A 24,122-nucleotide genomic window follows, 5' to 3' on the forward strand; every position below is an offset into this window, starting at 1 on the left:
TCACGCTATTATCCTTTACTATGCTTAATCATACGGTGCCTATAGAGTCGTCTGCGAAGTCGTCGATGTAGCCTTGTGATACGGCGCAAAGGGAGCAGTTTCCATACAGTCGTTGGGGTGATGTCACGACACGACGCAGAGGTACCGCCATGTGCACGATATCCTTCACTCCCTTGTGCAGCTTCTTCTGCGACCAAGTTTTTACCCTTGCGCCATCTGCCATGTGCATATAGTCCTGCCCCCATTAGAGCGGTGGCTACCATGCCTGCTGGAAATGACAGCCAAAGCGCGTCCTCACCGAGTAGGGGGTAAAGCCCGAACGCAAACCCAAGACGCACGGGGTACATCGAAATCGCCATAACAACGAGTGGCCAAATCACATAGCCGTTCGCCCGCATGGTGCCAAACAGCACTTGCGCTATCCCAAAAAAGATAAACCCCCATGTCGCCATGAGCTGGATGTGTTCCCCGATTGGCAACGCTTCGCTGTCACTGCCAAGGAAAAAACCCAAAATAGTGCCATCAAAAATGGTCAGCACCGCGATAATTGCGCCTGTCAATATCACGTTAAAGATGAGTCCCCACCGAGTGATATCTGAGACTCTGGCCCATTGGTTGGCACCGATATTCTGTGCGACCATCGCGCTGGCTGCGGCACTTAGCGCCATTGCAGGCATCTGCACGTATGTCCACAGCTGCTGGGTAGCACTATAGGCAGCGGTAGTCTGTACCCCTTCACGGTTGATCAGCGATAACATCGTCAATGCCGCTGAAGAGATGACGATCATCTGCAGGCCCATCGGCAGACCTTTTGAAAACATCGATTTTAAAATGTCTCGGTCTGCGCGTAAAAAGTGAAGCTCTGGCATCTTAAGTGTCAGCACGGAGCCGCGCAGGTACATCGTGATAACCATACCAATAAGCGCGAGTGTGTTTGCGGCGGCGGTGGCGAAGGCCGAGCCAAATATACCCCATTCGGGAAAAGGCCCTAGACCCAAAATCAGTGTCGGCGTCAAAATCAGATCGATCACTACCGATATAATGATAAACCAAAGCGGCGTCGTAGAATCGCCCGTCCCTCGCAGTGCCATCATGATCAGCGTAAACGTGAGCGTGACGGGCATCGCAACGAAAATCATCCGTAGATAGGTAAGTGCCAAATCCACCGCACTGGCTGGCGTGCCAAGCAAATCCAGCAGCATTGGTGCAAATATCCATCCTCCTGCCGACACCACTATACTGATCGGAATAATGCTGCCGAGCGCCGTGCCCATGGTTCTTTTGACCATCGCCTCATCACGGCGGCCCATGGCCTGACCAATCAAAATAGTGGACGCCATACCAAAACCGAAAACGAAAGAGATGAGTATAAACATCAAAATGTTGCCGTTCGCTGTCGCGGCGAGCGCCTCTTCCCCTAAAAAGCGCCCCACCCAGACGGCATTGATGGAGCCGTTCAACGACTGTAGCGCTGACGATCCAAGGGTTGGCAAGGCAAATAGGAGCATCGTTTTGGCAATCGACCCTTCGGTGAGGTCACGCCGTTTGTCAGTGGCAATACTGGTGTCGCTCAATGTCTTTCCTTTTGCGCCATTCGAGTGGGCTTTGATTTATGATAAAAATGCGTCTTAGGACAGAGGGTAGGTAACGAACTTGAAACTGATCGCATAAAAACGCTTATTATAAATGACAATGCCCGTGCCATTTTTATTAGAACGGTAAGCAAACCACGTGCTGACATAAACCCTAGTACGAAATGTGTTACTAACGTTGTTACTGTTCTTTTGATGTTGTGCCTTATATACGGTTAGGAGGCCAGCTCAGTTTCTACTGATTAAAAATCCTGATTATTATAAAAATCCTCAAAAGGATGATGCTGATTTGACTACAAAGTAAGAGATTTATAAATATAAAGCCGCATTTATCGTTAGAATCATAGCGTAGATACTTTTTATACTATAGTTGATCCAAGTTAAGAGCGGGTTGGCTATATTTCTAACAAGGATGTTTCGATGACACTAAAACGTTTAAGCCTTGTCGCCCTATTTAGTCTTTCCGTCATAGCCTGCACCACCGCGCCCAACACGCTTGCGGTGAATGCCACCCAAAAGCTGATACAGTTCGAGCGCAATAAAGCCAAGCTTGAAAAAAAGGTATTGACGCTGGCATCCGGCGATACCATGACCTATCTAGAAGGCGGTAATATCAACGGCGAGCCGTTACTGCTCATCCATGGGTTTGGGGCAAACAAAGACAACTTTACCCGTATCGCTAGAGAGCTGAGCGACTATCATCTGATCATTCCAGACTTGCTGGGTTTTGGTGAATCCAGTAAGCCGATGCAAGCTGACTACCGTGCCGATGCTCAGGCGCAGCGTTTGCACGAGCTGCTACAAGCAAAAGGGGTCGCGTCTCATATTCATGTCGGTGGTAACTCAATGGGCGGTGCCATCAGTGTTGCTTATGCCGCCATGTATCCTGATAGCGTCAAAAGTTTGTGGCTACTCGATAGTGGCGGCTTTTGGTCAGCAGGGTTTCCAAAAGATAGGTTTGATGATGATAGCTTCGACAACAGCCCGCTATTGGTCAAAAACACAGAGGATTATTTTGCTCTATATAATCTCGTGATGTACAAGCCGCCCTATATTCCCAAAACCGTGCAAGCCGTCTTTGCTCAGACCAATATCGCCAACCGAGATCTGCACGCCAACATTCTCAAGCAGATTACCGCAGACAATGTGGAAGCACGTGCCAAAATCATCGCGCAGCGCGATATACCCACGCTCGTCGTCTGGGGTACTGAGGATAAAATCATCAAGCCTGAGACCGCCGCCATCATGACCGAGCTGATACCGCAAGCACAGCTGATTATGATGTCTGAGGTCGGTCATGTGCCGATGATCGAGGCAGTAAAAGCGACGGCCAGTGATTACAAAGCGTTTCGTGCAACGCTTAAGGGTCAGTAATTCACAAGTCTTTTGTTAGTCGCGTTAGTAAGGTATCTGTACTTTCGTCTCTGACCAACGTGACGCCTTGTCCTGCCCATAACGACAGATGCTCGGCGTCCAAACGCTTGGTCGCATCCGCCCGCATAAACTTAGTCATGGCATTGAGTTGCGGGTAGGGCGGTAGCGTATCTGCACTCTCAAATTGTGCAAAGTTACGCAGATGATCGTTCAATAATCCACGCGCAAGCTTGCCTGAGAACAATCTGGTTAAGCGTGTCTCGCTACTGCGCGCTCCTTGACTGGCATCGAGCAGCGCTTGTTTATAAGTGTCGTTAATACCGCACTCATCTGTGGTCAAAAATGCCGTTCCCATTTGCGCAAGTTCAGCACCTACCGCTTGTACCGCTTTGATATCTTGTGCAGTCATAATACCGCCTGCGGCAATCAACGGAATGTCGGTGCAAGCACGCGTTTGACTAATCAGCGTCAATAATCCCAAGGGATCAGTTTCACTTTGTGGCAACCAGCCACCGCGATGACCGCCTGCTTCTACGCCTTGTACACAAACTGCATCTGCACCAATCTCGCTCCATGCTTTGGCTTCCAATGGATGGTTTGCCGTACCGATGACACGCGTGCCGACACGTTGCAGACGCTGAACTTGCTCAGCGCTGATAATACCAAAAGTAAAACTGGCGACAGGTACGGGATTGTCATACAGGACTTGCAACTGCTCAGCAAAGCTCTGTGCTGGACGCGCGGGTAGCGTAAATTCAATATTATGCTCTTGGTAATACTCACTTAGCCAAGTCGGCATGGCGGTATCAAAGCTGCTCGACTCCTGCTCAGATAACACCATCAGATTGATCATAAAAGGACGGTCGGTTAGGGTTTTAATCGTATTGATTTGGCTATCCAAAACGTCTGGCGCGGTCATACCAGCGCCTAATGAACCCAGTCCGCCAAAGTTACTGACACTCGCAATCAGCTCAGGAGTGGTAGCTCCGCCTGCCATTGGCGCTTGGATAATCGGGTAGGTGAGGTTAAGCGTATTGAGTAAGCTCATGAATGGCTCCTTTTTATTAGGATATTTGCATGACTTACTGTAGCAGAGGTAGGCGATGCGCGTGTTGGATAGTGTTTATTTAGTTGCTGAATAAGGGGTGGGGTTTGACTACAAAGTTGTAGCTAAAATATTTGACTATGGATTTGTAGTTAAGGTGATAGTGTCCATCTGACTTGTCTTAACTGTATAATATATTTACTGAGTAATGATTAGGTTAGAGAGATGAGTAGGTTACAAAAATATAGTTTTCATGGTATTTATGATCTAATTAATCTTGTTGAAGAATATATAAACTTAGAAACGGAGTTTTGGAACTACAATGAAGATTACTTTATAAAGCATTCAGCTAAATTTAATAAAGATACTCTGTTGCATCAGTACATTGTTATTACAGCATTTAATTTTTATAGACGTGATTTTAGGAAGAACGAAGATTGTTATGATGATGAGTACCTATCAATCTGGTATGAGAAATTTGATATCTACAATATTAATATTCAAAAAATAGTGGAAGATGATAATAGAGAGGATCCATGTGCATATGAATGGTTCTTAGAAAATGAGGATAAATTTTATGAGTTGTTCTCTGAAATGTCTGAAGAGGCTTTCTATGTTTTATTTAATAATAGAAAGCTTCTTCTGAAATTCAATAAGATAGTTTCTACTCATATATATGAAAAGAATGTAATTTATCCTAGTGAATATATGACTGAAAAAGGAACAATTAAAAGGTGTCATATACCGGTATGGGTGAAAAAAGCTGTTTTTCATAGAGATAAGGGTAGGTGTGTATTTTGTAATACAGACCTAACAAACTTGATTAACCACTATAAGAAAAGCAATTTTGATCATATTGTCCCTCTGGACATGTATGGAGTTAATGATCCTTGTAATATTCAATTGACTTGTGAAACCTGCAATAAGTCCAAAAGCAATGTAGAAGTTACCACTTCAGACAAGTACTTTTCGTGGCGGTAATAGTTCAACCACATCATCACCGCTAATCAGCAAACTCCAATGACACGCCCTAAACAGACTGACTCTAGTCCTCTACTTCAACAGATTTATCGTTAGTATGACGCCGAATCTGTCTGGATCAGTTAACTCAATGCCGTTTTCATTCCAATAAGGATTTTGTGAGGTGGTCGGTAGTATATCTGCCTGTTTCGCCCTATCTATAATGGCTTGGATTTCCTCTTCGCTATCTAAGTAAAATACGATCAAATCATCCCTGTCAGGATGATGGTTTGCTTTATCAGCAGAATAGGTAAACTCCATATGCCAATCCTGATCGGGAAATCCTAAAAAAACACCATCGTAACCATTATGGTCTTTGAAGCCGCCCAGCTTTTCTAGTCCAATAATGTTTTGATAAAAATCAATAATGGTATCTAAATTATTGGTGTGTCGCGCATATCGAAATTTCATAAGTATCCTTACTCATTTAGGAGGAGCGGTATAGAGTTCAAATCAGTGACAACCAAATAAAGACAAAATACGGATAACAGTGGTCGCATAATTGTCTTCGAGCTGACCATGATATAAATCATTCAAGAACTGATTTATTGTACACAAAAAATGAGCCAATCATCCAAGCCACCCAAAAGATGACTGAGAAGATTGACCCATTTTTATAATTTTGCTTTTTAACGTTTGCTATTAATTCAACTGCAACGATCCTTTCGCATTCATGAGCAGCTCAACCACATCATCACCGCTAATCACTTCAAAGCGTTTGTCGATGTCTGCTTCTTCCAAACCATTGTGCTTCATGCAGGCACCGCAGACCAGTACTTGTCCGCCTTTTTCGATAAAGGCTTCTAGCAATTCGCCAGCAGGCTCAAATGGCGCGCCAATATTGACATCGTCCAGCGCATTTGGTTTGGCCAGATGTACCGCATCTACCATTAATATCACCGTGGCAGAGTGGCCTTTTTTGAGTGCCACGCCAGCCATGGTAAAGGCTAGAGTAATTTTGCTTGGGTTTGATTCACTATTATCAAATAACGTACCGACAAAATCCGTCGTGTTAGCCATATTATTCTCCTTATCAGACTATATTTAGTTGAGTTGAATGTCATACTCACTACTATCCTAACATTTATTATATTTATTTATATAATGAGTTGTTATGAAATAGTAGCTATAAGGTTACTTGCTCGTGACGTGCTTTGAATCAACGCTCAGTAAGAGTCGTTTTAAGCCAAGCAGTTATAAGCTAAGCGGTTTGATTATTACTCCGTTGGCGGCCATGGACGATCACGATCGCTCTCTATCCATTCGGCCACGTAGCCAGTTGGCGGCAGATCCCAATCAGACTGTCCTAATGCGGCCAGTACTTGTGCGGTGTCGATTACCCGACCGCCTTTGGTCACGCCCGTACGCAGTAGCGCAGAGGAGCAAGGTTTGCCTTTGACCCACATGGATTGCTCGATATAGAGCCAGCGCGCATCGATACCGACCATTTTGGTTTTTAGCGTGACCTTTTCAAAGGCGCGAATACGCTTGCGATATTGGATGGTGCTGCCAGCGATGACCAAACCCCAACGCTGTTTTAGCAGCTGCGTGCCAAGTCCGCTACGTACTGCAAAGTCCATGCGCCCCAAATCATACAGCGTGAATACGCGACCGTTATTCATCTCCAAGAAGTTATCGATGTCTGACAAGCGGCAGCGAAACTGAATCTCGCTGGTCTCTTTTAGGGTTAAGGTATCGCCCTTTTTTGCTTTTAAGGCGGCATGAGCGATGGTGCTGGCATAACGGATAAATGGGTACATAAAGTCGTCTCGAAGGTTTAAAGGACAGCATTAAAAGTCGTTAAATTGGTAGCTATTGTCAGGGCTATTTAGGCCTATTTTTTACGTGATTCGACCCCAATCCAATTGAAGTACGCACTCACGGTTTCGGGTATCCAGTTGATATCGAATTTTGAAGACTTGCCATTAGTATTGTTTTTGGCTTGACCTTTATCTGAGCGATAACGCAAATAACCGATATGTCCACCATGCTCAGTATCTAAGAGAGTGACGCTATCGGAGACATCGTTTGGTGTCGCGGTAAAGCCAATAAATGGGTCGTCTTTTGCGCTGATGAGTAATAAAGGCTTGGTCACTTTTATCAAATAGGGAAGGGCGGACGAGGCTTGATAGTAGTGGTTGTTAGAGCGGTAGCCATGACGCGGGGCGGTAAAGATATCATCAAAGTCACTGATGCGATTGACGGCTTTAATCGAGTCGATTTCCTCTTGAGTAATGTCATTGGCTAAGGCTTTTTTGATAATCGGGTTAAGCAAATAAGGGGTATAGATACGATGGCTTAAAAAGCTGTGCATACTGAGCGCCGCTGATGACATATCGACGGGAGCGGAGATGACGGTAGCACCTTGGCAGAGCGCTTCGTCACCGTATTCGCCCATGTATTTTGCCAGTGCATTGCCCCCTAAAGAGACGCCGACCGCATAGATATTGGCGTATTGTTGTTTTAGATTTTGCAGCGCGTAATGCACCTCATCGGTATCACCCGCATTATAAAAAACTCTACCATTAGCAGGAATACCGCCGCAACTGCGGAAATGTGCCACCACGAAGTGCCAACCTTGCGCGTGCATCTGGTAAGCCAATGCGCGGGCATAATGGCTGTCGCTGCTGCCTTCCATACCATGAAACAAGACAATCAATGGCGTTTGCTCAAGCGCACCGTTTTTTGATACGTCCACAGGGTGCGCATCATAAAAATCGTAGGCAATATCGCTTTCATCCAAAGAGTCTTTTTCGACTTCGCGGCGATAGGTTGGTGCTTTTGGCGCAAAAAACTTGGGCAAGATGCTTTGCAAGTGTGGATTGGTTAGCCAAAAGGGTGGCTTAAAAGGCGCTGGAGAGAAAGGTTTGGTTGAGGTTGACATATTTGGGTCTTATTTAATGATCGTGGAAAAACAAAAAAGTAGCGTGATAAGGGTTTTTTATCATAACGCCAGTATCTGTAAAAACCAATAATTTTCAGTGGACGCATGATTACTGAAAATGGCTGACAAGCTAATAAATGGCGACTGAATACAACTATAGTGAAACCATTATAAAAATGGTATAGCAAGACTAAATGCTATTTTTCGCAGCCTCTGGAGACGCAGTCACAGCAAGCAAGAAAAGTAGCATTTAATCGAGCGCCTTTCCTATGCTGTATCAATTTTATTGAGGTTCTACTATATTTAAGTGGCTAATTAGAAAGGTTAATCAGGTTTTTTTAGACTTCTGGCTGATCCAATACGCGACCATCCATCGCAAGTCGCTCTTTTAAGCTGTCGATATCTGCCTGAGCGAGTGTCGCAGTCAGCGTGACTTGTTTGCTATAGGCGACATCATCGATGTGACCGCCGAGATTTTCTATCATATAGCGGCACTGTGCTTCGGTTGCGAACTCTGCGAGTATCTGAATCTGTGCCATGGGTACATAGGGATTCAATGTCATCTCATCGACCGCTGCTTGGGCAGAGCCTGCATAAGCGCGAGTCAGACCGCCAGCGCCCAGCTTGATACCACCGAAATACCGCACCACGATGATGATGACATTGCCGATGGACTTGTGTTGTAGGACATTTAATATCGGCCTGCCTGCAGTACCGCTTGGCTCGCCATCGTCGTCAAAACCTGCACTGGTAGTATTGTCAGGGTCACCAATGATGTAGCCCCAGCAAAAATGCCGCGCATCAGGATATTGCTCACGCAGTTGTTCCACGTGAAACATGGCCTCTTCACGTGATGTCACCGGATACGCGTAAGCAATAAACTCGGATTTCTTAATTTCTAGGCGCGCGGTGACGGCACGTTTTAGCGTTTGATAGCTCATATTTCATCAGGCTTAGGTTGGATATGGTAAACTTAGCTAACTTTCACTGTCGTCCGTATTGGGTACAGTGTTCATTTCATTTTTCATTATAGTACCATTTCTAACCATCGAAGATAACGAGCTGCTCACGGCTGAGTGCAGGCGTCGTTAGTTTCTGATTTAGGGCTGGTATCATAAAACCGATGGTAGTAAATAGTATGCGTTTAGATAAATTCATTAGTAAAGCCACCGAGCTGTCGCGCAAAGAATCAAAAAAGATCATGCACGCGGGCGAAATTACTGTAAACGATCAAGTGGTCAAAGACCCTGGCCTACATGTCGATGTCGTCAACGATGATGTGATGTGGGCAGGCGAGCCATTGTCAGTCGCTGCGGGCAATCGCTATATCTTGCTGTATAAGCCTGAAGGCTTTGAATGTACGTTAAAAGTCAAAGAATACCCAATCGTCACCGAGCTGATCGCCGTACCAGAGTTGGGTAGTTTGCGTATCGCTGGACGTCTCGATGTCGATACCACTGGCGCCTTGCTCATGAGCGATGATGGCGGCTGGCTACACCGTGTCACCAGTCCTAAGCATGAGCATGCCAAGGTTTATGAGCTGACCCTAGCATCGCCGATGGATAGCGATGCCCAAGAAAAGGCTGTGAAAAAAGTCGCTGAAGGGATTTTATTAGAAGGCGATTATGAGCCAACCAAGCCTGCTATCCTTGAGTTCATTGACGAAACCCATGCCCGCCTGACGCTAGAGCAAGGTAAATACCATCAAGTCAAACGCATGATGGGTTACTTTGGCAATAGAGTGACGGAGCTGCATCGTGCCAGCATCGGTCATATCAATCTAGAAGGCCTAGAAAAAGGCGACAGTCGCTTCTTAACGCCAGAAGAAGTTGCCAAATTCTAGTCTCTGACTTCTTTAGTATGCACATCCATACTACTGTTTAAATCATTGTTTTACATTCATTAGCAGCCACGACACCGTGTGCTGCTTTTTGCGGTCTGCTTGTGTTGCCTATCTCTTAAAGCTCAGTAGCAATTTTGCAAAACTGCGCTTTTATGACTTTGCAAAAACCTTCTTTGTGCTAAAGTCTGTCTAATATTTTAATATACTCTTTTACATAATATAATTGTGATTAATAAGAGCTGGCTTTGTGAAGCGCTGTATTTATTAAAAACCAACTGGGATTGTTTCTGTGACATTATCTGTATTTAAATCTGCGAGCTTAATCAGCGTCATCTTATTAGCCACTACTGCTTGTGTCCAATCAAGTTCGGCGGATGAGACGAGCACCCAATTGAACCAAAACCATCAAAGCATGCAGACGAGCAAAGCGGTAAGTTCAACTGTTGACAAGCGGTTGCGCCAAGTGCTGACCCAAGCCGGTATCAAAACGCAGATTACCTCTATTGTGCCGTCTAACTTACCCAATATGTATCAGGTAAACTTGGCTGGGCAGCCGCCGTTGCACATCACCGAAGACGGTCGCTATGTCATCCAAGGTGAGCTAAAAAAGAATCCAAGCAAGCGGGTAGTGACCAAAACACCAGTACGCAGCACGAGCGCGCAGGTAGGCAAGCCTGTCAGTGCGGCAGTCAAATCGGCGATGCTTGCCAATATGAGCGCGCTCAAAAATATGAGTGCAAAAACGCCGTTTTTTTATACCGCAGTACCTGGTGTCATTTGGGGTGCAACGCTAGAAGGCGTACCTTTCTTGCTATCGGACGATGCGCAATACATCACTGATGGTGAGATATCAGTGATCGAAAACGGTCAGTTTATTGGACTCGATGAAAGTTTTGAAACACGAAAAAATCAATCGGTGTTTGCGACATTGGATGAAAGCCAACTGATTACTTATCCGGCGACCAGTCCTCAGAGGGCGGTGATCTATGTGGCTGATGACGTCAACTGCCCGTATTGCCGCCGATTTCATCAGCAAATACCCGTGCTCAATGCAAAAGGCGTGACGGTCAACGTCATCGGCTATCCGATATACGAGCAGTCACCTGAGCAAATGCGTGGTATTTGGTGCCAAGATGACGAAAACAGTCGGCGTCAGGCATTCGATAAGGCGATGCTACAAGGTGAGATGACACCTGCATCAGCAAGTTGTAAAGTCGACCACGTGACGCCCAATCGCGAAAAAGCCGCTGGACTGGCAGTGATAGCGACGCCTGCCATTTACCGTGAGGACGGTGTGCTATATCAAGCAAGTTTCGAGAGTCCTGAGTTTTTAGAATTTTTAGGTATCGAATAATTATATTGGTATCGCTCAAGATCTTTATTCATCACTACTTTGAATAGAGTAATAAAAAACCGCTTTATGAGCTGATTCATAAAGCGGTTTTTATCGTTTAACTTACCAATATTTCAAATATCAAAAGCGGTCTCAACTTGTTTATGGCAAGACAATATCGACAATCTTCCATTGAGCAAGTCCTTGGCGCTGCATCTCGATAGTGAGTGGATAGCCTTTGACTTGACCACTGATATTGAAGCAATTGATACCGCAGTAGCTCAATGTTGGCTTTTCGCTATCGTTGCCTTGTGCTGCCTGCTGCTCAAGCTCCGCCGCTTGTTTTTTCATGACTTGCTGGATTTGACTCTTGACCACCGCATCGACGTCGCCACGTTGAATGATTAAGCTCTGAATAAGATTTCGCAAGTCAACTTGATCGCTAGCGATTGCCCATGCGGCGGCCAGCTCTTTGGTTGCTGTATTCGCTTGACCCTGAGTGTTGATGACTTTTTCGATATTTTGCGGGGTAATCGCGCCATCAACTGCTTGCGTGATAAAGCCATTGGCGGCCTCAGTCAATGGATCACCGCCGAGCTCAGCGATTAATGGATACTTAGTCATGGTCGTGGCAAATTGATCAGTTAGCTGAGTTTGGATGCTTGGCCGCACTTGCTCGTAATCAATGGTCGCTGCGATAGCGGCACCGTCTTTGGCATCATAAGCATTTTTGAGCTGATAAGCACTGTAGTAAGGGGAGCCTGCATAGATTGCTACGGCAATCACGATTAATAAAACAATCAGCTTTTTCATAAGACTTGGTACCTTGTCGCAAACGTCATGGGTATAAATGACCGTAGATATGGCGATAAATACTAGCACGACTCGTCATTATTCAGGTATGAAAAGCTTTGTAGTAATCTTAATAAATCGTGTATATCGCAACCTAACTACCTTAACTACGAATTTCATGACTTAAGCGCTTGATAAATCAGCAGACCATCTCCATAAATAGCGCAAACTTTTTATAATTGATTTGGCTAAGTAGCACCCACCGTATTTGTCCGTGACATGCACATATTATCATCCTGTGACATTGTGGTTTGCCATGTTTCACATGAAACGTTGCTGTGTGATTGTGTATGAAATAAAGACCGTTAATGGTCAAAGCTGATCAAAGCTAGTGAACTGACGAGCTGGTGGTGCTACGAAGACGATAGGAGAAACCATGAGTAAACGCGATTTTTATGAAGTATTAGGTGTCAGCAAGACCGCTGACAGCAAGGAGATTAAGCGAGCCTACCGTAAGCTTGCCATGAAATATCATCCAGATCGCAACTCTGATGACCCTGATTCTGAAGACAAATTCAAAGAAGCCTCAATGGCTTATGAAGTACTGAGCGATGAAGAAAAGCGCTCAGCGTATGACCGCATGGGTCATGCAGCCTTTGAAAATGGCATGGGTGGTGGCGGCTTTGGCGGTGCAGGCGGCGGCAACTTCCAAGACATTTTTGGTGATATTTTCGGTAACTTTGGTGACATCTTTGGTCAATCACGTGGCGGCGGTGGTGGACGCTCGCGTCGTGGCTCCGACCTGCGTTATGTGATTGAGCTGACATTAGAAGAAGCAGTACGCGGCTGCAAAAAAGAAATCAGCTTTACCGCGCCAGCTCCATGTGACACTTGTGATGGTAAAGGCGCCAAAGATGCCTCTGATGTCGTGACCTGTCAGATGTGTCATGGTCAAGGCCAAGTGCGTATGCAGCAAGGTTTCTTTGCCGTGCAGCAAGCTTGCCCACAGTGTGGCGGCTCTGGTAAACAGATCAAAAACCCTTGCCCTGACTGTCATGGTAATGGCGTCAAAGACAAATCACGTACGCTAGAAGTATCTATCCCAGCAGGCGTTGATGATGGGGATCGCGTCCGTCTGGCGGGCGAAGGTGAGGCTGGCGGCGCAGGCGTACAGAATGGCGACTTGTATGTCGAAGTACGTGTCAAGCCGCACAACGTCTTTACTCGTCAAGGCGCCGATCTATATATGGATGTACCAGTCAGCATCACTGATGCGGCACTCGGTAAAGAAGTTGAGATCCCAACCTTAGATGGTAAAGTAAAAATCAAAGTCGCAGAAGGTACGCAGAGTGGTAAATTGCTACGTGTACGCGGTAAAGGGGTGACGCCAGTACGTACCACGATGAAAGGCGACTTGATCTGCCGTGTGGTCATCGAGACTCCTGTCAACCTAACTCGTGAGCAAAAAGATCTATTACGTCAATTCCAAGATACGTTGGATGACGACAGTAAGCATCAGCAGTCGCCACATAAAAAATCATTCTTTAAAAAGATTGGCGATTTATTTGACTGATTATTTAACTCAGACAGACTGTTGTTAGGTAGCTATACTGAAAAAAAGCCCAAACGTTTCACATGAAACCTTTGGGCTTTTTCTTGTGCTGATAAAAAACCACTCAGTTAACGATATTTGTTAAACTGACGATAAATGATAACCAAAAATAACCCCACCAAATATAAAGTATGTAAGGTAAAGATATGAGTCAACAAACAAAAGAACAAGCCATCAAAGTTGGTGTCATCGGTGCAGGTGGTCGCATGGGTCGTATGCTTATCGAAGCCGTACAAAACAATGCATACACGACACTGAATGCAGCGATTGAACGCCAAGGATCTAGTCTTGTCGGCGCGGATGCAGGCGAGGTGGCTGCTATCGGACGTTTAGAGGTACAAATCGTTGACGAGCTAGAAGCTGTGATCAGTGATATCGATGTGCTGATTGATTTTAGTTTGCCTGATGCGACTGAAAAAAACATGCAAGTTTGTGCCGAGCATAATGTCGCGATGGTTATTGGCACGACAGGATTTAATGAGGCGCAAGAGCAGGTATTAGCAGAGGCCAGTAAAAAAATCGCTATCGTCTACGCAGGTAACTATTCAACAGGCGTTAACCTGTCATTGAAACTACTTGGCATGGCAGCCAAAGCATTTGGCAATGATGCTGATGTGGAGATCATCGAAGCGCATCACAAACATAAAATCGATGCACCATCTGGTACCGCATATATGATGGCAGAAGCCGTCGCAGAGGCGCGCGGACAGAATCTAAAAGACGTCGCTATCTACGGACGCGAAGGACAAACGGGCGAACGCGAATCAGGTACGATTGGCATTCATGCCGTACGCGGTGGAGAGATCGTAGGCGATCATACCGTGATGTTTATCGCTGATGGTGAGGTGGTCGAGATTACTCACCGCGCACGAGAGCGCATGACCTTTGCCGCAGGTGCTGTACGTGCCGCGACTTGGGTGACCGAGCAAGCCGTTGGACAGTATGATATGCAAGATGTGCTGGGTCTGAATGATTAGGTAGCGTTGAAAAGGGCTCAAGAAAAATGAGGGAGTACATGTGAATAATGTGAAGCGTTATATAAAGCATCAGTTAACGAGCACTGTGTTTGCGATCAGCACTGCTAAAAATATATGTTTGCCAGCGTTTGCCCTGAGCCTGATAATTTTGCCGATAGCAGTACAAGCCAGTAGTGATCAAACCTATGTGATTGACACTTATGGCGGTGCCGCGCTACTGCCAACAGTGAGGCAACAACTCAATAGTAGCGCTGATGGCGGCACCGTCAGCGTATATCAAGATAAGTTGGTACTAATAACAACACCTCGCAATTATCAAATGATACAGCAGCTACTCACACAGATTGACCGTCAGCCACAAGCGCTCACGGTCGCTGTACGCGTTGGCAATAGCAGCAGCATTCAGGATAATATTCGGCAGGGTCAAGTTATCATTACCAATCGCGGTATCCAAGGTACAGGTGCAATCAATCAATATAACCGCCAGCAACAAGGTAGTAGCTTGTACCAAGTACAAACGCTGTCTGGTAGTGCTGCTAGTATTAGTACAGGCACGCTCTATTCATTGACGCAGAACTATCGTGCCACTATTCAACCAAATTATCATTATCCCGTTGACCGTCAGCCAAGTGCGCAGATTATCATTCAGCATCAAGTACTACTGCCAACGACGCAAGGCATTGCTGTCACACCCAGACTGCTGCCTGATGGACAGGTCGAAGTTAGGTTGTCACAAGTTGAAGAGCGACTGGCGCGATCCAACTCATCCTACAATAGGTACGGCACGAGCAGTAATAGCATTCAAGGTCAAAGTCTGAACAGTACGATCATTGTGCCACGTGGACAGTGGGTAACGATTGGTGAGATTTCACAACGCTCAACCAGCAGCGGCAGTCGAATAACCAATAGCATTAATAGTGTACCGATAGCTTTATTGGTGCAATAGCTCATTAATCAGATAGCCAAACATAAAAAGCGCGGTGCTGTTATTAATAGCACCGCGCTTCTCTATAGATAAGCCTCAAAGACTAGTCAATATAAACTACTTCAAGCGGCGGAAAACCATTGAACTCTACCGATGAATACGAGTTGGTATAAGCACCCGTGGTTAGCCAATAGATTTTGTCACCAATCTCAAGCTCTTCAGGTAACTGATAACCCGCTTCTTCATACATAATATCGGTTGAGTCACAGGTTGGACCTGCCAATACGACCGTCCCTTCACTGGTAGATGTTTCCATCTTCGGGGTGTAGACAGGATATTTGATGGCTTCGCCTAGCGTCTCGATTAAGCCTTGGAATAAACCGACATCCGTATAAACCCAGCGCGCCAAATCTGTATCTGATTTACGAGAGATCAGTACCACATCACTCACCAAGACACCTGAACCACCGACCAATGAACGACCTGGCTCTAGAATAATCTCAGGCATCTCGTCATCATTATAATCATCAGTCAAATAGCTGGTAATCTCTTCTGCATAGACCTTAATAGGGTTGACTTCACTGATGTAGTTGGTTGGGAAGCCGCCACCTAGATTGATCATCTGTAGCTTGATGCCTTCTTCGTTCTTCATCCAATCAAACATATACTTAACTTTGGCTAATGCATCATCCCATGCCGCAACGTCTTTTTGCTGGCTGCCCACATGGAACGAGATACCATAAGGTACCAAGCCAAGCTCACGCGCTTGAATGAGCAAATCAATGGCCATATTAGGATGACAACCAAACTTACGTGACAATGGCCATTCTGCTGTCTCTGACCCTTGTACCAATATGCGCACAAATACTTTAGAGCCAGGTGCATATTTGGCAATGTTTTTTAGGTCTGATTCTGAGTCGGTTGCGTACAGATCGATACCTTTTTCAAAGGCATACTTAACATGGTCGGCTTTTTTGATGGTGTTACCATAAGAAATACGCGATGGTTCAACGCCACAATCAAGCACACGATCCAGCTCATAGATAGAGGCACAGTCAAAGTTAGAGCCAAGTTTTGCCAGCAGATTGATGACCTCAACCGCAGGACTTGCCTTCATTGCATAATGCAGTTTGGCATTCGGGAACAGGCTGACCATCTCATGATACTTGGTCTCGATACGACTTAGGTCCACCACTAAAAACGGGGTCTCGCGACCTTCAGCAGCTTTGGTAAATTTCTGCCAGCTGGCAGGTTCAAAATATTGGTCAATTTTGATCATTGTCATAGTAGTAAACCTTTGGTGAGAACAGTATCTGCTAAAAAATTGGCGCCACATAGTGGATATCAGAGAGTAACATCCACTATAGGCATCATTATGTAAAGGAGAAAGAGATTAAGAATTGATCGGTTGAGGCTGCTGTTCAGCTGATGATGCGCCTTGCTTTTCGCGTATCTTGAGGACTTTGCGAACTTTATCACGAGCACGTGTCTGTTTCAAACGAGATAGGTAGTCGACGAATATCACGCCGTTGAGATGATCCATTTCGTGTTGGATACAGACGGCAAGCAAGCCTTCTACCACCTCGTCAATGACGTCGCCGTTCTCGTCTAATGCCTCGATACGTACTTTACTAGGGCGCTCGACTTTGTCGTAGACATCTGGGACCGAAAGACAGCCTTCTTCGTACGGTTGTTTTTCTTCTACCAATGGCGTGACTTTTGGGTTAATAAACACTCTTGGCGCATTTTTGTCTTCGGACAAATCCATCACGATTAGCTGAATATGACGATCGACTTGGCTTGCAGCAAGGCCAATACCTTGAGCATCATACATTGTCTCAATCATGTCTGAGATTAAAGTTTTGATTTCAGCAGTCACTTCCTTGACTGGCTTGGCAATCGTGCGCAAGCGGGGATCTGGGTAACTTAAGATAGGGAGTAGTGCCATAACGCTCACCTCAATGATAGGGACAAAATAGGGTTGATATTATAAGATAAATGGGGACAAAAGTAATGCTTATCAATACTTTCCCGTCTACATCACATCTCATGCATTCACAAATTAAAGATTTTGATAGGTATCTGGATACAAAAAAGCCTCACTTAACGCAAGGCTTTTTTGTAGATATTCTATCTGATTGGTCATTATGCACGGCGTTTGTTTACAATCATTTCATACAAGAATAGCAAGATGATCGCACCGATAACTGAGAAGATAAGACCAGTGAAACCGCCATCTGCGTTGATACCAATTAAGCTCGCTAGGAAGCCACCTAACATGGCACCGACGATACCCAATACGATCGTCATGATCCAGCCCATAGGGTCGCTGCCTGGCTTGATAGCACGTGCCAATAAACCTGCAACCAAACCTACGATAATCATCCAAATAAAGCTCATGTTATTCTCCTAAATTATTAATATTTATAATATGTTGCTAATTTAATAACTCCATTGTAAAGATTCCTCAAACGCAAGAGTAAGCAAAAAATGTTACCTATGTAGGGCCTATGTGAGGAAAAAGTCAGATTTGCTATTACGTAGGTGCAATAGGTAAACGGAAGGTTACAAAGGTAGCTGTGGTGCTAACGAGTTGCTTATTAGCAGGCAAGCCGTGATAAGAGAATTGGTGGAAGAATAAAGAAAAGCGCATAAAAAAGCGCAGCCCGTCTATGAGACAGCCACGCTTTTGTTTGATAGTGATTTGTTGGATATTAATTTTTTAGATACTAAGTATTGAGTTTAGGGTTCAATCAATCGTTTATTTATCGCGCAATGCCGCTAATAGACGCTGATGAATCCCCTCAAAACCACCGTTGGACATCACGACTATTGCATCGCCTGCTTTAGCATGATTGCTGACATGCTCGATAATAGTATCGACGCTAGACATTACTTGCTGGTTACCAATGGAGTCACTTGCAGCCGTGGCTTGTTCGATGACTTCTCTCAAGCCCCATTCTAGTCCCGCCGGCTCATACCACAATGTATAGTCAGCGAGGGCAGCTGACTCAGCCAAGCTGTCTTGGTGAATGCCCATTTTCATCGTATTACTGCGCGGCTCAATAATCGCCCAAATACGTCTGCCAGCCAGTTTCTTTTTGGCACCGTCTAATGTTGTGGTAATTGCAGTAGGGTGATGGGCAAAGTCATCAAAGACTAAGACATCGTTTACATCACCGATTAACTCCATCCGGCGTTTGATACCAGCAAAAGCCGATAATGCGGCGCAAGCGGTAGAGATGCTGACACCGACATCATAAGCGGCCGCGACGGCAACCAAAGCATTGTTGACGTTATGAATACCACTCATGCCCCAATCGATGACGGCTGCTTCTTGGTCAGCAGCAAAACTGATTTTAAACTGACTGCCATCTTCGCGAATGAGTTCCGCTTGCCAGTCGCTATTGTCTTTAAGCGTACGGTCGTTTTTACTGGTATCAGATGCGGTCGTATCGATGACAGCAGTACGCCAGATAGGGGTCCAAACGCCTTTTGCTAACGTATCTTCTAAGCTGATAGTTGCTGCAGGCATGATGATTTTGCCGGTGCTTGGAATCATACGTACCATGTGATGAAACTGCGTTTGGATCGCATTCAAGTCAGCAAAAATATCTGCATGATCAAATTCTAGGTTGTTCAAGATAGCAGTGCGCGGACGATAATGAACGAATTTTGAGCGTTTATCAAAAAACGCAGAATCATACTCATCAGCTTCAATGACAAAATAACCAGAGGGGGCTGTCGTATCACCGTTAGTTTTTTCTGCCCCTAGATAGCTGCTGTGTGCAAATACCTGCTGTAAGTGCTCATCAGTGGTATTGACCAACGGTACACCACCGATCAAAAACCCTGTATCGATACCAGCGTAATGCAGTATCCAAGCAAGCATGGTTGTCGTTGTTGTCTTACCATGAGTACCAGCAACCGCTATCACGTGGCGAGATTGCAATACTTGCTCTGACAAAAACTGCGGACCTGACGTGTAGCGCAAACCCGTATCCAGCATATACTCAATCACATCCATGCCACGCTTCATCGCATTACCAACGACGACCAAGTCTGGCGCTGGTTGCAGATGCTTTACGAGATAGCCTTCTTCGATAGTGACGCCCGCATTTTCAAGTTGGGTAGACATAGGAGGATATACGTTGGTATCTGAGCCAGTAACAGTATGCCCAAGTTCGCGCGCCAACAATGCCAGCGAGCCCATAAAAGTACCACAAATACCAAGAATATGAATATGCATAGACGTTCCGTACGAGCTTGAATAAGTGAAATAGAGAGAGTAAAAATAAAGTTTTGGGTGCTGAGCTGTTATCAGTCGTGATTAACGTTTTAATCAGTCGTTGCCATGGCAGTAGTCTGGCAGACAAGCGATCATTGTAAAGTAAACGCTGTTCGATGACCAACAAAAAACGCCTAACAAGTAGGCGTTATCTAGCTGATAAATACTGTCTTATTTGGCAGCATACCAAGCACTTGCTGTCTATTTACGTGACAACGTATAGTCATTATTTAGGTTTTTTTGCTCATCTATCAAAATCAGATGATTGTCTTGAATATAATAAGATTCAATATGTTTGTCTTCATATACAATGGTGATTTTGTCTTTGTCTTGACGATAGACGCCAGACTCAAGTAATGGTGCGCGCTGCTGTTCAGCATCGTGATAGGTGCTAGATTTTAATACAGAACCATCAGAAAATAAGTTCAAAGTGACATCGATACTATCGCAGTCGTCACAAGGCACCATACCACCATAATCACCCATTAGCGTGGCTTGCAGCGCACTACTGTTTGATTCCGAGTGTATAGTAGAAGGGTGCATATGCCCCTCATTACTGGATTGGGCAGCAGCAATAAGTGATTGCCCTTCTGTAGATTCATTCAAACTGTCATCAGGATTTGACTCAGACATACTGTCGCTTTCTATATCTTCTGATGTGCTCTGCGGATCAGATTCTGCTGATGCGTCGACAAAGGAAGCTTTAGTCCTCATGTCTTGATCAGAATTCGAGGAGGCACTATCACAGCCTATCAATAGCACACAGAGTGGTACCGCTAATAAGGACGGTCCCCAGCGTCTAATGATAGTAGATGTGGTAGAGCAAATAGGTGCAAGATATATCATGGTCATACCAAAACAGTTTTTTAAATAGTGTGTCTAAAAATCACCCATGCTATCGGTAACATTAAGCAAATATCGTTACCAAAAACGCGAGACAATGCGTCGTATAAAATTTGCGATAATATAAATATTGGAATTTGAGAGCGTATCTGATCTTTAAAATATAGATAGTTTATCGCTCAAAAGCGACGGAGCTCTCATAACTGCTCACTAAAACTACCCACTAAAAAAATAGGCTGTCTAAAGGTATCAAAGGGTTACAGATATATCTGTGGACTTTTTGTTGTGTTCAATATGCTCGGTATAGCAAAGTAAGCTCTATCGGTTTGTCTAACATAGGTAATAAGAGAGGTTTAACAGTCGCAGATAATAAAACAGACATTGCATAGCAGAGTATGAATGTCTGTTTAGAAAGAAGTGATAACGGTAAAATATAAAGCGATTTTAATGAACTATCGAGCGATAGACTGATTGGTGATAGGTCGCACGATACGCCACAATATCACCCCATGCGCCACAAGAAGTACGCTAAAGAGAATCAACGACAGCTCAGGGATACTAAGTCCGACAAACGTCCAATCGATAGAAGCACACTCACCAGAACCTGCAAATACTTCTTTGAACACTTGCAACATAGGCAAGGTGTCTAGCCAATAGTCTAAGCCTGGGCCGCATGACGGTACTTGATCGGCAGGTAGGTGCTGTAGCCAAACATGGCGTATAGCCACAGCAGTAGACCAACCAATGCCTGCCAAACTACCAAGCCATAACAGCAACTTCACCACTTTGGATTTTGGATTAAACAATGCTGATATCAGCGCAAAACCGCCCATGACTATTAGACCAATACGCTGAAAAATACAGAGCGGGCAAGGCGAAAGCCCTAGATGACGCTGTAAATAAAACAGCGCAAAGCTCATGCCTACTACGGCCATCAATACTAAAAATATTTGCAAGTTACGGTAAGTGGTCAGCTGTCGCATGGTGCGTTACTCTTATGGTTTCATCTATACAGAGGTTAGGAGGCAATCGGGTCTAGCGATACTGCTGTAAAAAGTCCATAAAGTCTTCTGTCTCAGACTTCTCAATATCAGCCTGCTGCAAGATAGACTTTTCTGCCAATACTTCATATTTCGCTTGGGTGTTTGGACTGAGGGTCTGCTGCAATAATGACTCGCGATGCTGCTGCGCCAATGTAAAGCCAAGCTGCCATAGACTACCTAAGCGTTTGCTATCAGAGTTCACTTGCGCGGAGATCGTCGACTCAGAGTGCCCTGCTTTGCCTTGCATTAGCGCGACTGCTGCACGGTAGTCGTTACCACCGTAGTGAGCATCTAGCAATGCGGCAAGCGGCTGCATACGCTCCAAATGCATCAGCATCCAGTCTTCAAGCGATTGCTCTTGACCGTTATTGATGATGTGCAAACCTTCACGGCGACCTTCGTTGACTACACGCTCTAGGTTAATAGCGAGTGCCTCTTCTTCTTCAGGCAGCAAATCAGGTGAATCGCTGAATAGACAGTAGAGCGCCATCACTTCTAAGAAGCAAGCACTAGAGAGACGAATACCAACATCGCTATAGGGATCGAGATCAATCGCACGAAACTCAACGTAAGCAATACCGCGACGCTCAAGCGCTTCGGTTGGTGTCTCACCACTCATCGCAATTTGTTTAGGACGGATAGGGCTATAGTATTCATTTTCTATCTGAAGGATATGATTATTGATCTGAATTGGGTTACCATCTTCATCTTCCAGACCAAGCTTGGCAAAGCTCTCATGCGGTGTTTGGATCGCGCGGCGTAGTCCAGCGACATATTCTGGCAAATAGTTATAACGAATATCTAGCTGCTCTTGCACGCTATTGGTATAGCCAAGCTTGCCCATACGCAGACTGGTGGCAGTCGGTTTATAGTAGGTTGAGTCATTTAATAGTTCTAAGTCATGCTCACGTCCTGCAACAAAACAAGGACACACGCTTGGACTTGCACCCAGTAAATACAATACAAGGCTAGTCAGTCGCTTAAAGTTGCGAATAAGCCCTAGGTATTTTTCGTTTTTGAATTCTGTTAGCGTCTGCTCTTGTGCCGTTGGGGTTTGCACTTGCCACGTTTCAAAGAGCGTGTCACCAAAAGACAAGTTGTAATGTAACCCTGCGATGGTCTGCATGCGGCGACCATAGCGTATACCAAGACCACTGCGATAAAGGGTTTTTAGCTTACCCGTATTAGAGCTACCATAATCAGCCAGTGGAATATCTTCATCTTTAGAAGACAGCATACAAGGCATAGATAGTGGCCACATCAGCTCGCCTTCCGGCATACCTTGATACACTAAGACATGCAATTGACGCAGCATATTGAGTGTCTCTTTTGGCGAAGCTTTTGGTTCGGTGATAAGTTCGAGTAGGCTTTCTGAATAATCGGTAGTAATAAAAGGGTGGGTCAATTTTGATCCAAGTTTGGCTGGATGCGGCGTCTGTGCCAAAAAACCATCAGGCTTCACACGCAGGCCTTCTTTTTCGATACCGCGGAGCATACCCGTTAAATGCTGGCTGTCAAACCAATTGGGAATGTCAAAATTAACAAAGCTACTCGCAAAATTACTCATAATAGTCATCTATTGTTATTCATTATGGCGGATCAAAACACGATGGGCGTTTGTCCATAAAAGAGGTAAATGTTCGGTCAATAATCCCGTCAGTTTAGCTCAAAGCCGTGGTTAAAACCACGAACAATTACAAATACGATAAGCTTTAGGCGAGCCGAATGGTCTAGATTTTATTTAGTATTTTAAGTCAAATTCGTTGGCCAAAAAAAGCATCTACCCAAGAGATAGATGCTTTGACGGTCATGCTCTAAGCCATCAAACACAGTGCCAACGCACCATGGCATCATCCATACAGTCATGGCGTTGTCGTCAGTTTAAATAGAAAATGACGAGCCACAGCCGCAAGTGGTGGTTGCATTTGGGTTGGTTACGACAAAACGTGCGCCTTCTAACCCTTCAGTGTAGTCAACGGTAGAGCCTTGCAAATATTGATAGCTTAGCGAGTCAACAACCAAAGTCACATCACCATTATCAAAATTGGCATCGTCTTCATTTAAATCGTTGGCAAAGTTAAATCCGTAAGAGAAACCTGAACAGCCGCCGCCCGTCACATAGACGCGTAGCATAAGCTCGCTATCACCTTCTTCTTCGCGCAGGCGGCGTACTTTTTGTGCCGCACTGTCGGTTAGGCTTAATACCGTAGGATCTACTGGCTGATTTGAGCTTGGATTAAATTGGTTGGCTGATTCGTTCATATCTACCTCAGTTGCTAGGATCAAATGCGGTCGTCGTCCTGTTTGGGTTTGCAATAAAATGATTGCAAATAAAGATACGCACGGCGTTTGATTTAATTGGGTGCTGTCGTTATGGCAAAGCTATTGGTGCATTATAAGCTGTTTGTGCAATATCAATACGGTGTTTGTGCTATCACAACACTTTATTGATGGTGAGCACTTATCTTTAGCAGTATATCATAATGGGGTTATTCATTCGCTTGTCAAGAGTCATCGTCCTTACCAGAATTAATGAATCAAAACTTTTATA

Annotated in this window: 23 protein-coding genes; 7 read left to right on the forward strand and 16 right to left on the reverse strand. The window is 45.0% G+C overall.

What is annotated here, in order from left to right; all coding sequences use genetic code 11:
* Window positions 1-8: 8 nt before the first annotated feature.
* Window positions 9-1,574 carry an MATE family efflux transporter gene (locus JMX83_RS04885; protein WP_201599429.1) on the reverse strand — a complete coding sequence of 522 codons (1,566 nt, stop codon included), beginning with the start codon at window positions 1,572-1,574 and terminating at the stop codon, window positions 9-11.
* Between the two features lie 438 nt (window positions 1,575-2,012).
* On the opposite strand from JMX83_RS04885, the gene JMX83_RS04890 reads away from it, so the two are divergent.
* Complete coding sequence (locus JMX83_RS04890) at window positions 2,013-2,966, forward strand: alpha/beta fold hydrolase (RefSeq protein ID WP_201599430.1); 954 nt, start codon at window positions 2,013-2,015, stop codon at window positions 2,964-2,966.
* Window position 2,967: 1 nt separating this feature from the next.
* Here JMX83_RS04890 and JMX83_RS04895 read toward each other — a convergent pair whose 3' ends face one another.
* Entirely contained in the window at window positions 2,968-4,014 is a 1,047-nt protein-coding gene (locus tag JMX83_RS04895) for an NAD(P)H-dependent flavin oxidoreductase (RefSeq protein ID WP_201599431.1), read from the reverse strand.
* A gap of 222 nt (window positions 4,015-4,236) precedes the next feature.
* Here JMX83_RS04895 and JMX83_RS04900 point away from each other — a divergent pair, with 222 nt between their 5' ends.
* Window positions 4,237-4,992 (forward strand): HNH endonuclease, encoded by a 756-nt coding sequence (locus tag JMX83_RS04900; protein ID WP_201599432.1) that lies wholly within the window; start codon window positions 4,237-4,239, stop codon window positions 4,990-4,992.
* A gap of 72 nt (window positions 4,993-5,064) precedes the next feature.
* On the opposite strand, the gene JMX83_RS04905 is transcribed toward JMX83_RS04900, so the two are convergent.
* From JMX83_RS04905 to JMX83_RS04925, 5 genes are all read right to left on the reverse strand, one after another.
* On the reverse strand, window positions 5,065-5,442 hold the full coding sequence (locus JMX83_RS04905) for a VOC family protein (RefSeq protein WP_201599433.1): 378 nt from the start codon (window positions 5,440-5,442) through the stop codon (window positions 5,065-5,067).
* A gap of 231 nt (window positions 5,443-5,673) precedes the next feature.
* Complete coding sequence (locus JMX83_RS04910; protein ID WP_201599434.1) at window positions 5,674-6,051, reverse strand: DsrE family protein; 378 nt, start codon at window positions 6,049-6,051, stop codon at window positions 5,674-5,676.
* 197 nt (window positions 6,052-6,248) lie between these two features.
* The gene (locus tag JMX83_RS04915) at window positions 6,249-6,791 is read right to left on the reverse strand and encodes an acyl-CoA thioesterase (RefSeq protein ID WP_201599435.1); all 543 of its coding nucleotides are present in this window, start codon (window positions 6,789-6,791) and stop codon (window positions 6,249-6,251) included.
* A gap of 74 nt (window positions 6,792-6,865) precedes the next feature.
* Window positions 6,866-7,915 (reverse strand): YheT family hydrolase, encoded by a 1,050-nt coding sequence (locus JMX83_RS04920; protein ID WP_201599436.1) that lies wholly within the window; start codon window positions 7,913-7,915, stop codon window positions 6,866-6,868.
* Window positions 7,916-8,253: 338 nt separating this feature from the next.
* Entirely contained in the window at window positions 8,254-8,856 is a 603-nt protein-coding gene (locus JMX83_RS04925; RefSeq protein ID WP_201599437.1) for a YigZ family protein, read from the reverse strand.
* Between the two features lie 197 nt (window positions 8,857-9,053).
* On the opposite strand from JMX83_RS04925, the gene JMX83_RS04930 reads away from it, so the two are divergent.
* Both JMX83_RS04930 and JMX83_RS04935 read left to right on the forward strand, forming a co-directional pair.
* Window positions 9,054-9,758: a pseudouridine synthase gene (locus JMX83_RS04930; protein ID WP_201599438.1), complete on the forward strand. Its 705-nt coding sequence runs from the start codon at window positions 9,054-9,056 to the stop codon at window positions 9,756-9,758.
* A 289-nt stretch (window positions 9,759-10,047) separates the two neighbouring features.
* Window positions 10,048-11,112 carry a disulfide isomerase DsbC N-terminal domain-containing protein gene (locus JMX83_RS04935; RefSeq protein ID WP_201599439.1) on the forward strand — a complete coding sequence of 355 codons (1,065 nt, stop codon included), beginning with the start codon at window positions 10,048-10,050 and terminating at the stop codon, window positions 11,110-11,112.
* A 141-nt stretch (window positions 11,113-11,253) separates the two neighbouring features.
* On the opposite strand, the gene JMX83_RS04940 is transcribed toward JMX83_RS04935, so the two are convergent.
* Window positions 11,254-11,904 carry a DUF2939 domain-containing protein gene (locus JMX83_RS04940; protein WP_201599440.1) on the reverse strand — a complete coding sequence of 217 codons (651 nt, stop codon included), beginning with the start codon at window positions 11,902-11,904 and terminating at the stop codon, window positions 11,254-11,256.
* Between the two features lie 415 nt (window positions 11,905-12,319).
* On the opposite strand from JMX83_RS04940, the gene dnaJ reads away from it, so the two are divergent.
* The 3 genes from dnaJ to JMX83_RS04955 all read left to right on the forward strand — a co-directional run bounded on the left by dnaJ (window position 12,320) and on the right by JMX83_RS04955 (window position 15,418).
* On the forward strand, window positions 12,320-13,456 hold the full coding sequence (gene dnaJ / locus JMX83_RS04945) for a molecular chaperone DnaJ (RefSeq protein WP_201599441.1): 1,137 nt from the start codon (window positions 12,320-12,322) through the stop codon (window positions 13,454-13,456).
* Window positions 13,457-13,641: 185 nt separating this feature from the next.
* Window positions 13,642-14,472, forward strand: coding sequence for a 4-hydroxy-tetrahydrodipicolinate reductase (dapB, locus tag JMX83_RS04950; RefSeq protein ID WP_201599442.1), 831 nt, complete (start codon window positions 13,642-13,644; stop codon window positions 14,470-14,472).
* Between the two features lie 40 nt (window positions 14,473-14,512).
* Window positions 14,513-15,418, forward strand: coding sequence for a hypothetical protein (locus JMX83_RS04955; protein WP_201599443.1), 906 nt, complete (start codon window positions 14,513-14,515; stop codon window positions 15,416-15,418).
* 82 nt (window positions 15,419-15,500) lie between these two features.
* Here the strand turns inward: JMX83_RS04955 and JMX83_RS04960 are convergent, their stop codons facing one another.
* The 8 genes from JMX83_RS04960 to erpA form a co-directional block, all read right to left on the reverse strand.
* On the reverse strand, window positions 15,501-16,676 hold the full coding sequence (locus JMX83_RS04960) for a type III PLP-dependent enzyme (RefSeq protein WP_201599491.1): 1,176 nt from the start codon (window positions 16,674-16,676) through the stop codon (window positions 15,501-15,503).
* A 114-nt stretch (window positions 16,677-16,790) separates the two neighbouring features.
* On the reverse strand, window positions 16,791-17,345 hold the full coding sequence (gene def / locus JMX83_RS04965) for a peptide deformylase (RefSeq protein WP_201599444.1): 555 nt from the start codon (window positions 17,343-17,345) through the stop codon (window positions 16,791-16,793).
* Window positions 17,346-17,542: 197 nt separating this feature from the next.
* Window positions 17,543-17,797, reverse strand: coding sequence for a GlsB/YeaQ/YmgE family stress response membrane protein (locus tag JMX83_RS04970; RefSeq protein ID WP_058024727.1), 255 nt, complete (start codon window positions 17,795-17,797; stop codon window positions 17,543-17,545).
* A gap of 361 nt (window positions 17,798-18,158) precedes the next feature.
* A complete protein-coding gene (gene mpl, locus JMX83_RS04975; protein ID WP_201599445.1) occupies window positions 18,159-19,646 on the reverse strand; it encodes a UDP-N-acetylmuramate:L-alanyl-gamma-D-glutamyl-meso-diaminopimelate ligase in 1,488 nt (495 codons plus the stop codon).
* A 240-nt stretch (window positions 19,647-19,886) separates the two neighbouring features.
* Window positions 19,887-20,531 carry a copper resistance protein NlpE N-terminal domain-containing protein gene (locus JMX83_RS04980; RefSeq protein WP_201599446.1) on the reverse strand — a complete coding sequence of 215 codons (645 nt, stop codon included), beginning with the start codon at window positions 20,529-20,531 and terminating at the stop codon, window positions 19,887-19,889.
* Window positions 20,532-20,980: 449 nt separating this feature from the next.
* Entirely contained in the window at window positions 20,981-21,511 is a 531-nt protein-coding gene (locus JMX83_RS04985; RefSeq protein ID WP_201599447.1) for a disulfide bond formation protein B, read from the reverse strand.
* A gap of 52 nt (window positions 21,512-21,563) precedes the next feature.
* Complete coding sequence (gene gshA / locus JMX83_RS04990; protein ID WP_201599448.1) at window positions 21,564-23,138, reverse strand: glutamate--cysteine ligase; 1,575 nt, start codon at window positions 23,136-23,138, stop codon at window positions 21,564-21,566.
* Between the two features lie 314 nt (window positions 23,139-23,452).
* Window positions 23,453-23,833, reverse strand: coding sequence for an iron-sulfur cluster insertion protein ErpA (gene erpA / locus JMX83_RS04995; RefSeq protein WP_058024722.1), 381 nt, complete (start codon window positions 23,831-23,833; stop codon window positions 23,453-23,455).
* Window positions 23,834-24,122: the final 289 nt, after the last annotated feature.

The sequence above is a fragment of the Psychrobacter piscatorii genome (assembly GCF_904846415.1).
Classification (GTDB): Bacteria; Pseudomonadota; Gammaproteobacteria; order Pseudomonadales; family Moraxellaceae; genus Psychrobacter; species Psychrobacter piscatorii.

Coding starts and splice junctions, on each gene's coding strand:
- JMX83_RS04970 (WP_058024727.1), bottom strand. CDS start 17,797: ATGAGCTTTATTTGGATGATTATCGTAGGTTTGGTTGCAGGTTTATTG.
- gshA (WP_201599448.1), bottom strand. CDS start 23,138: ATGAGTAATTTTGCGAGTAGCTTTGTTAATTTTGACATTCCCAATTGG.
- JMX83_RS04900 (WP_201599432.1), top strand. CDS start 4,237: ATGAGTAGGTTACAAAAATATAGTTTTCATGGTATTTATGATCTAATT.
- JMX83_RS04915 (WP_201599435.1), bottom strand. CDS start 6,791: ATGTACCCATTTATCCGTTATGCCAGCACCATCGCTCATGCCGCCTTA.
- def (WP_201599444.1), bottom strand. CDS start 17,345: ATGGCACTACTCCCTATCTTAAGTTACCCAGATCCCCGCTTGCGCACG.
- dnaJ (WP_201599441.1), top strand. CDS start 12,320: ATGAGTAAACGCGATTTTTATGAAGTATTAGGTGTCAGCAAGACCGCT.
- JMX83_RS04905 (WP_201599433.1), bottom strand. CDS start 5,442: ATGAAATTTCGATATGCGCGACACACCAATAATTTAGATACCATTATT.
- JMX83_RS04960 (WP_201599491.1), bottom strand. CDS start 16,676: ATGATCAAAATTGACCAATATTTTGAACCTGCCAGCTGGCAGAAATTT.
- JMX83_RS04925 (WP_201599437.1), bottom strand. CDS start 8,856: ATGAGCTATCAAACGCTAAAACGTGCCGTCACCGCGCGCCTAGAAATT.
- JMX83_RS04985 (WP_201599447.1), bottom strand. CDS start 21,511: ATGCGACAGCTGACCACTTACCGTAACTTGCAAATATTTTTAGTATTG.
- JMX83_RS04930 (WP_201599438.1), top strand. CDS start 9,054: ATGCGTTTAGATAAATTCATTAGTAAAGCCACCGAGCTGTCGCGCAAA.
- erpA (WP_058024722.1), bottom strand. CDS start 23,833: ATGAACGAATCAGCCAACCAATTTAATCCAAGCTCAAATCAGCCAGTA.
- JMX83_RS04910 (WP_201599434.1), bottom strand. CDS start 6,051: ATGGCTAACACGACGGATTTTGTCGGTACGTTATTTGATAATAGTGAA.
- JMX83_RS04940 (WP_201599440.1), bottom strand. CDS start 11,904: ATGAAAAAGCTGATTGTTTTATTAATCGTGATTGCCGTAGCAATCTAT.
- JMX83_RS04920 (WP_201599436.1), bottom strand. CDS start 7,915: ATGTCAACCTCAACCAAACCTTTCTCTCCAGCGCCTTTTAAGCCACCC.
- JMX83_RS04895 (WP_201599431.1), bottom strand. CDS start 4,014: ATGAGCTTACTCAATACGCTTAACCTCACCTACCCGATTATCCAAGCG.
- JMX83_RS04890 (WP_201599430.1), top strand. CDS start 2,013: ATGACACTAAAACGTTTAAGCCTTGTCGCCCTATTTAGTCTTTCCGTC.
- dapB (WP_201599442.1), top strand. CDS start 13,642: ATGAGTCAACAAACAAAAGAACAAGCCATCAAAGTTGGTGTCATCGGT.
- JMX83_RS04980 (WP_201599446.1), bottom strand. CDS start 20,531: ATGATATATCTTGCACCTATTTGCTCTACCACATCTACTATCATTAGA.
- mpl (WP_201599445.1), bottom strand. CDS start 19,646: ATGCATATTCATATTCTTGGTATTTGTGGTACTTTTATGGGCTCGCTG.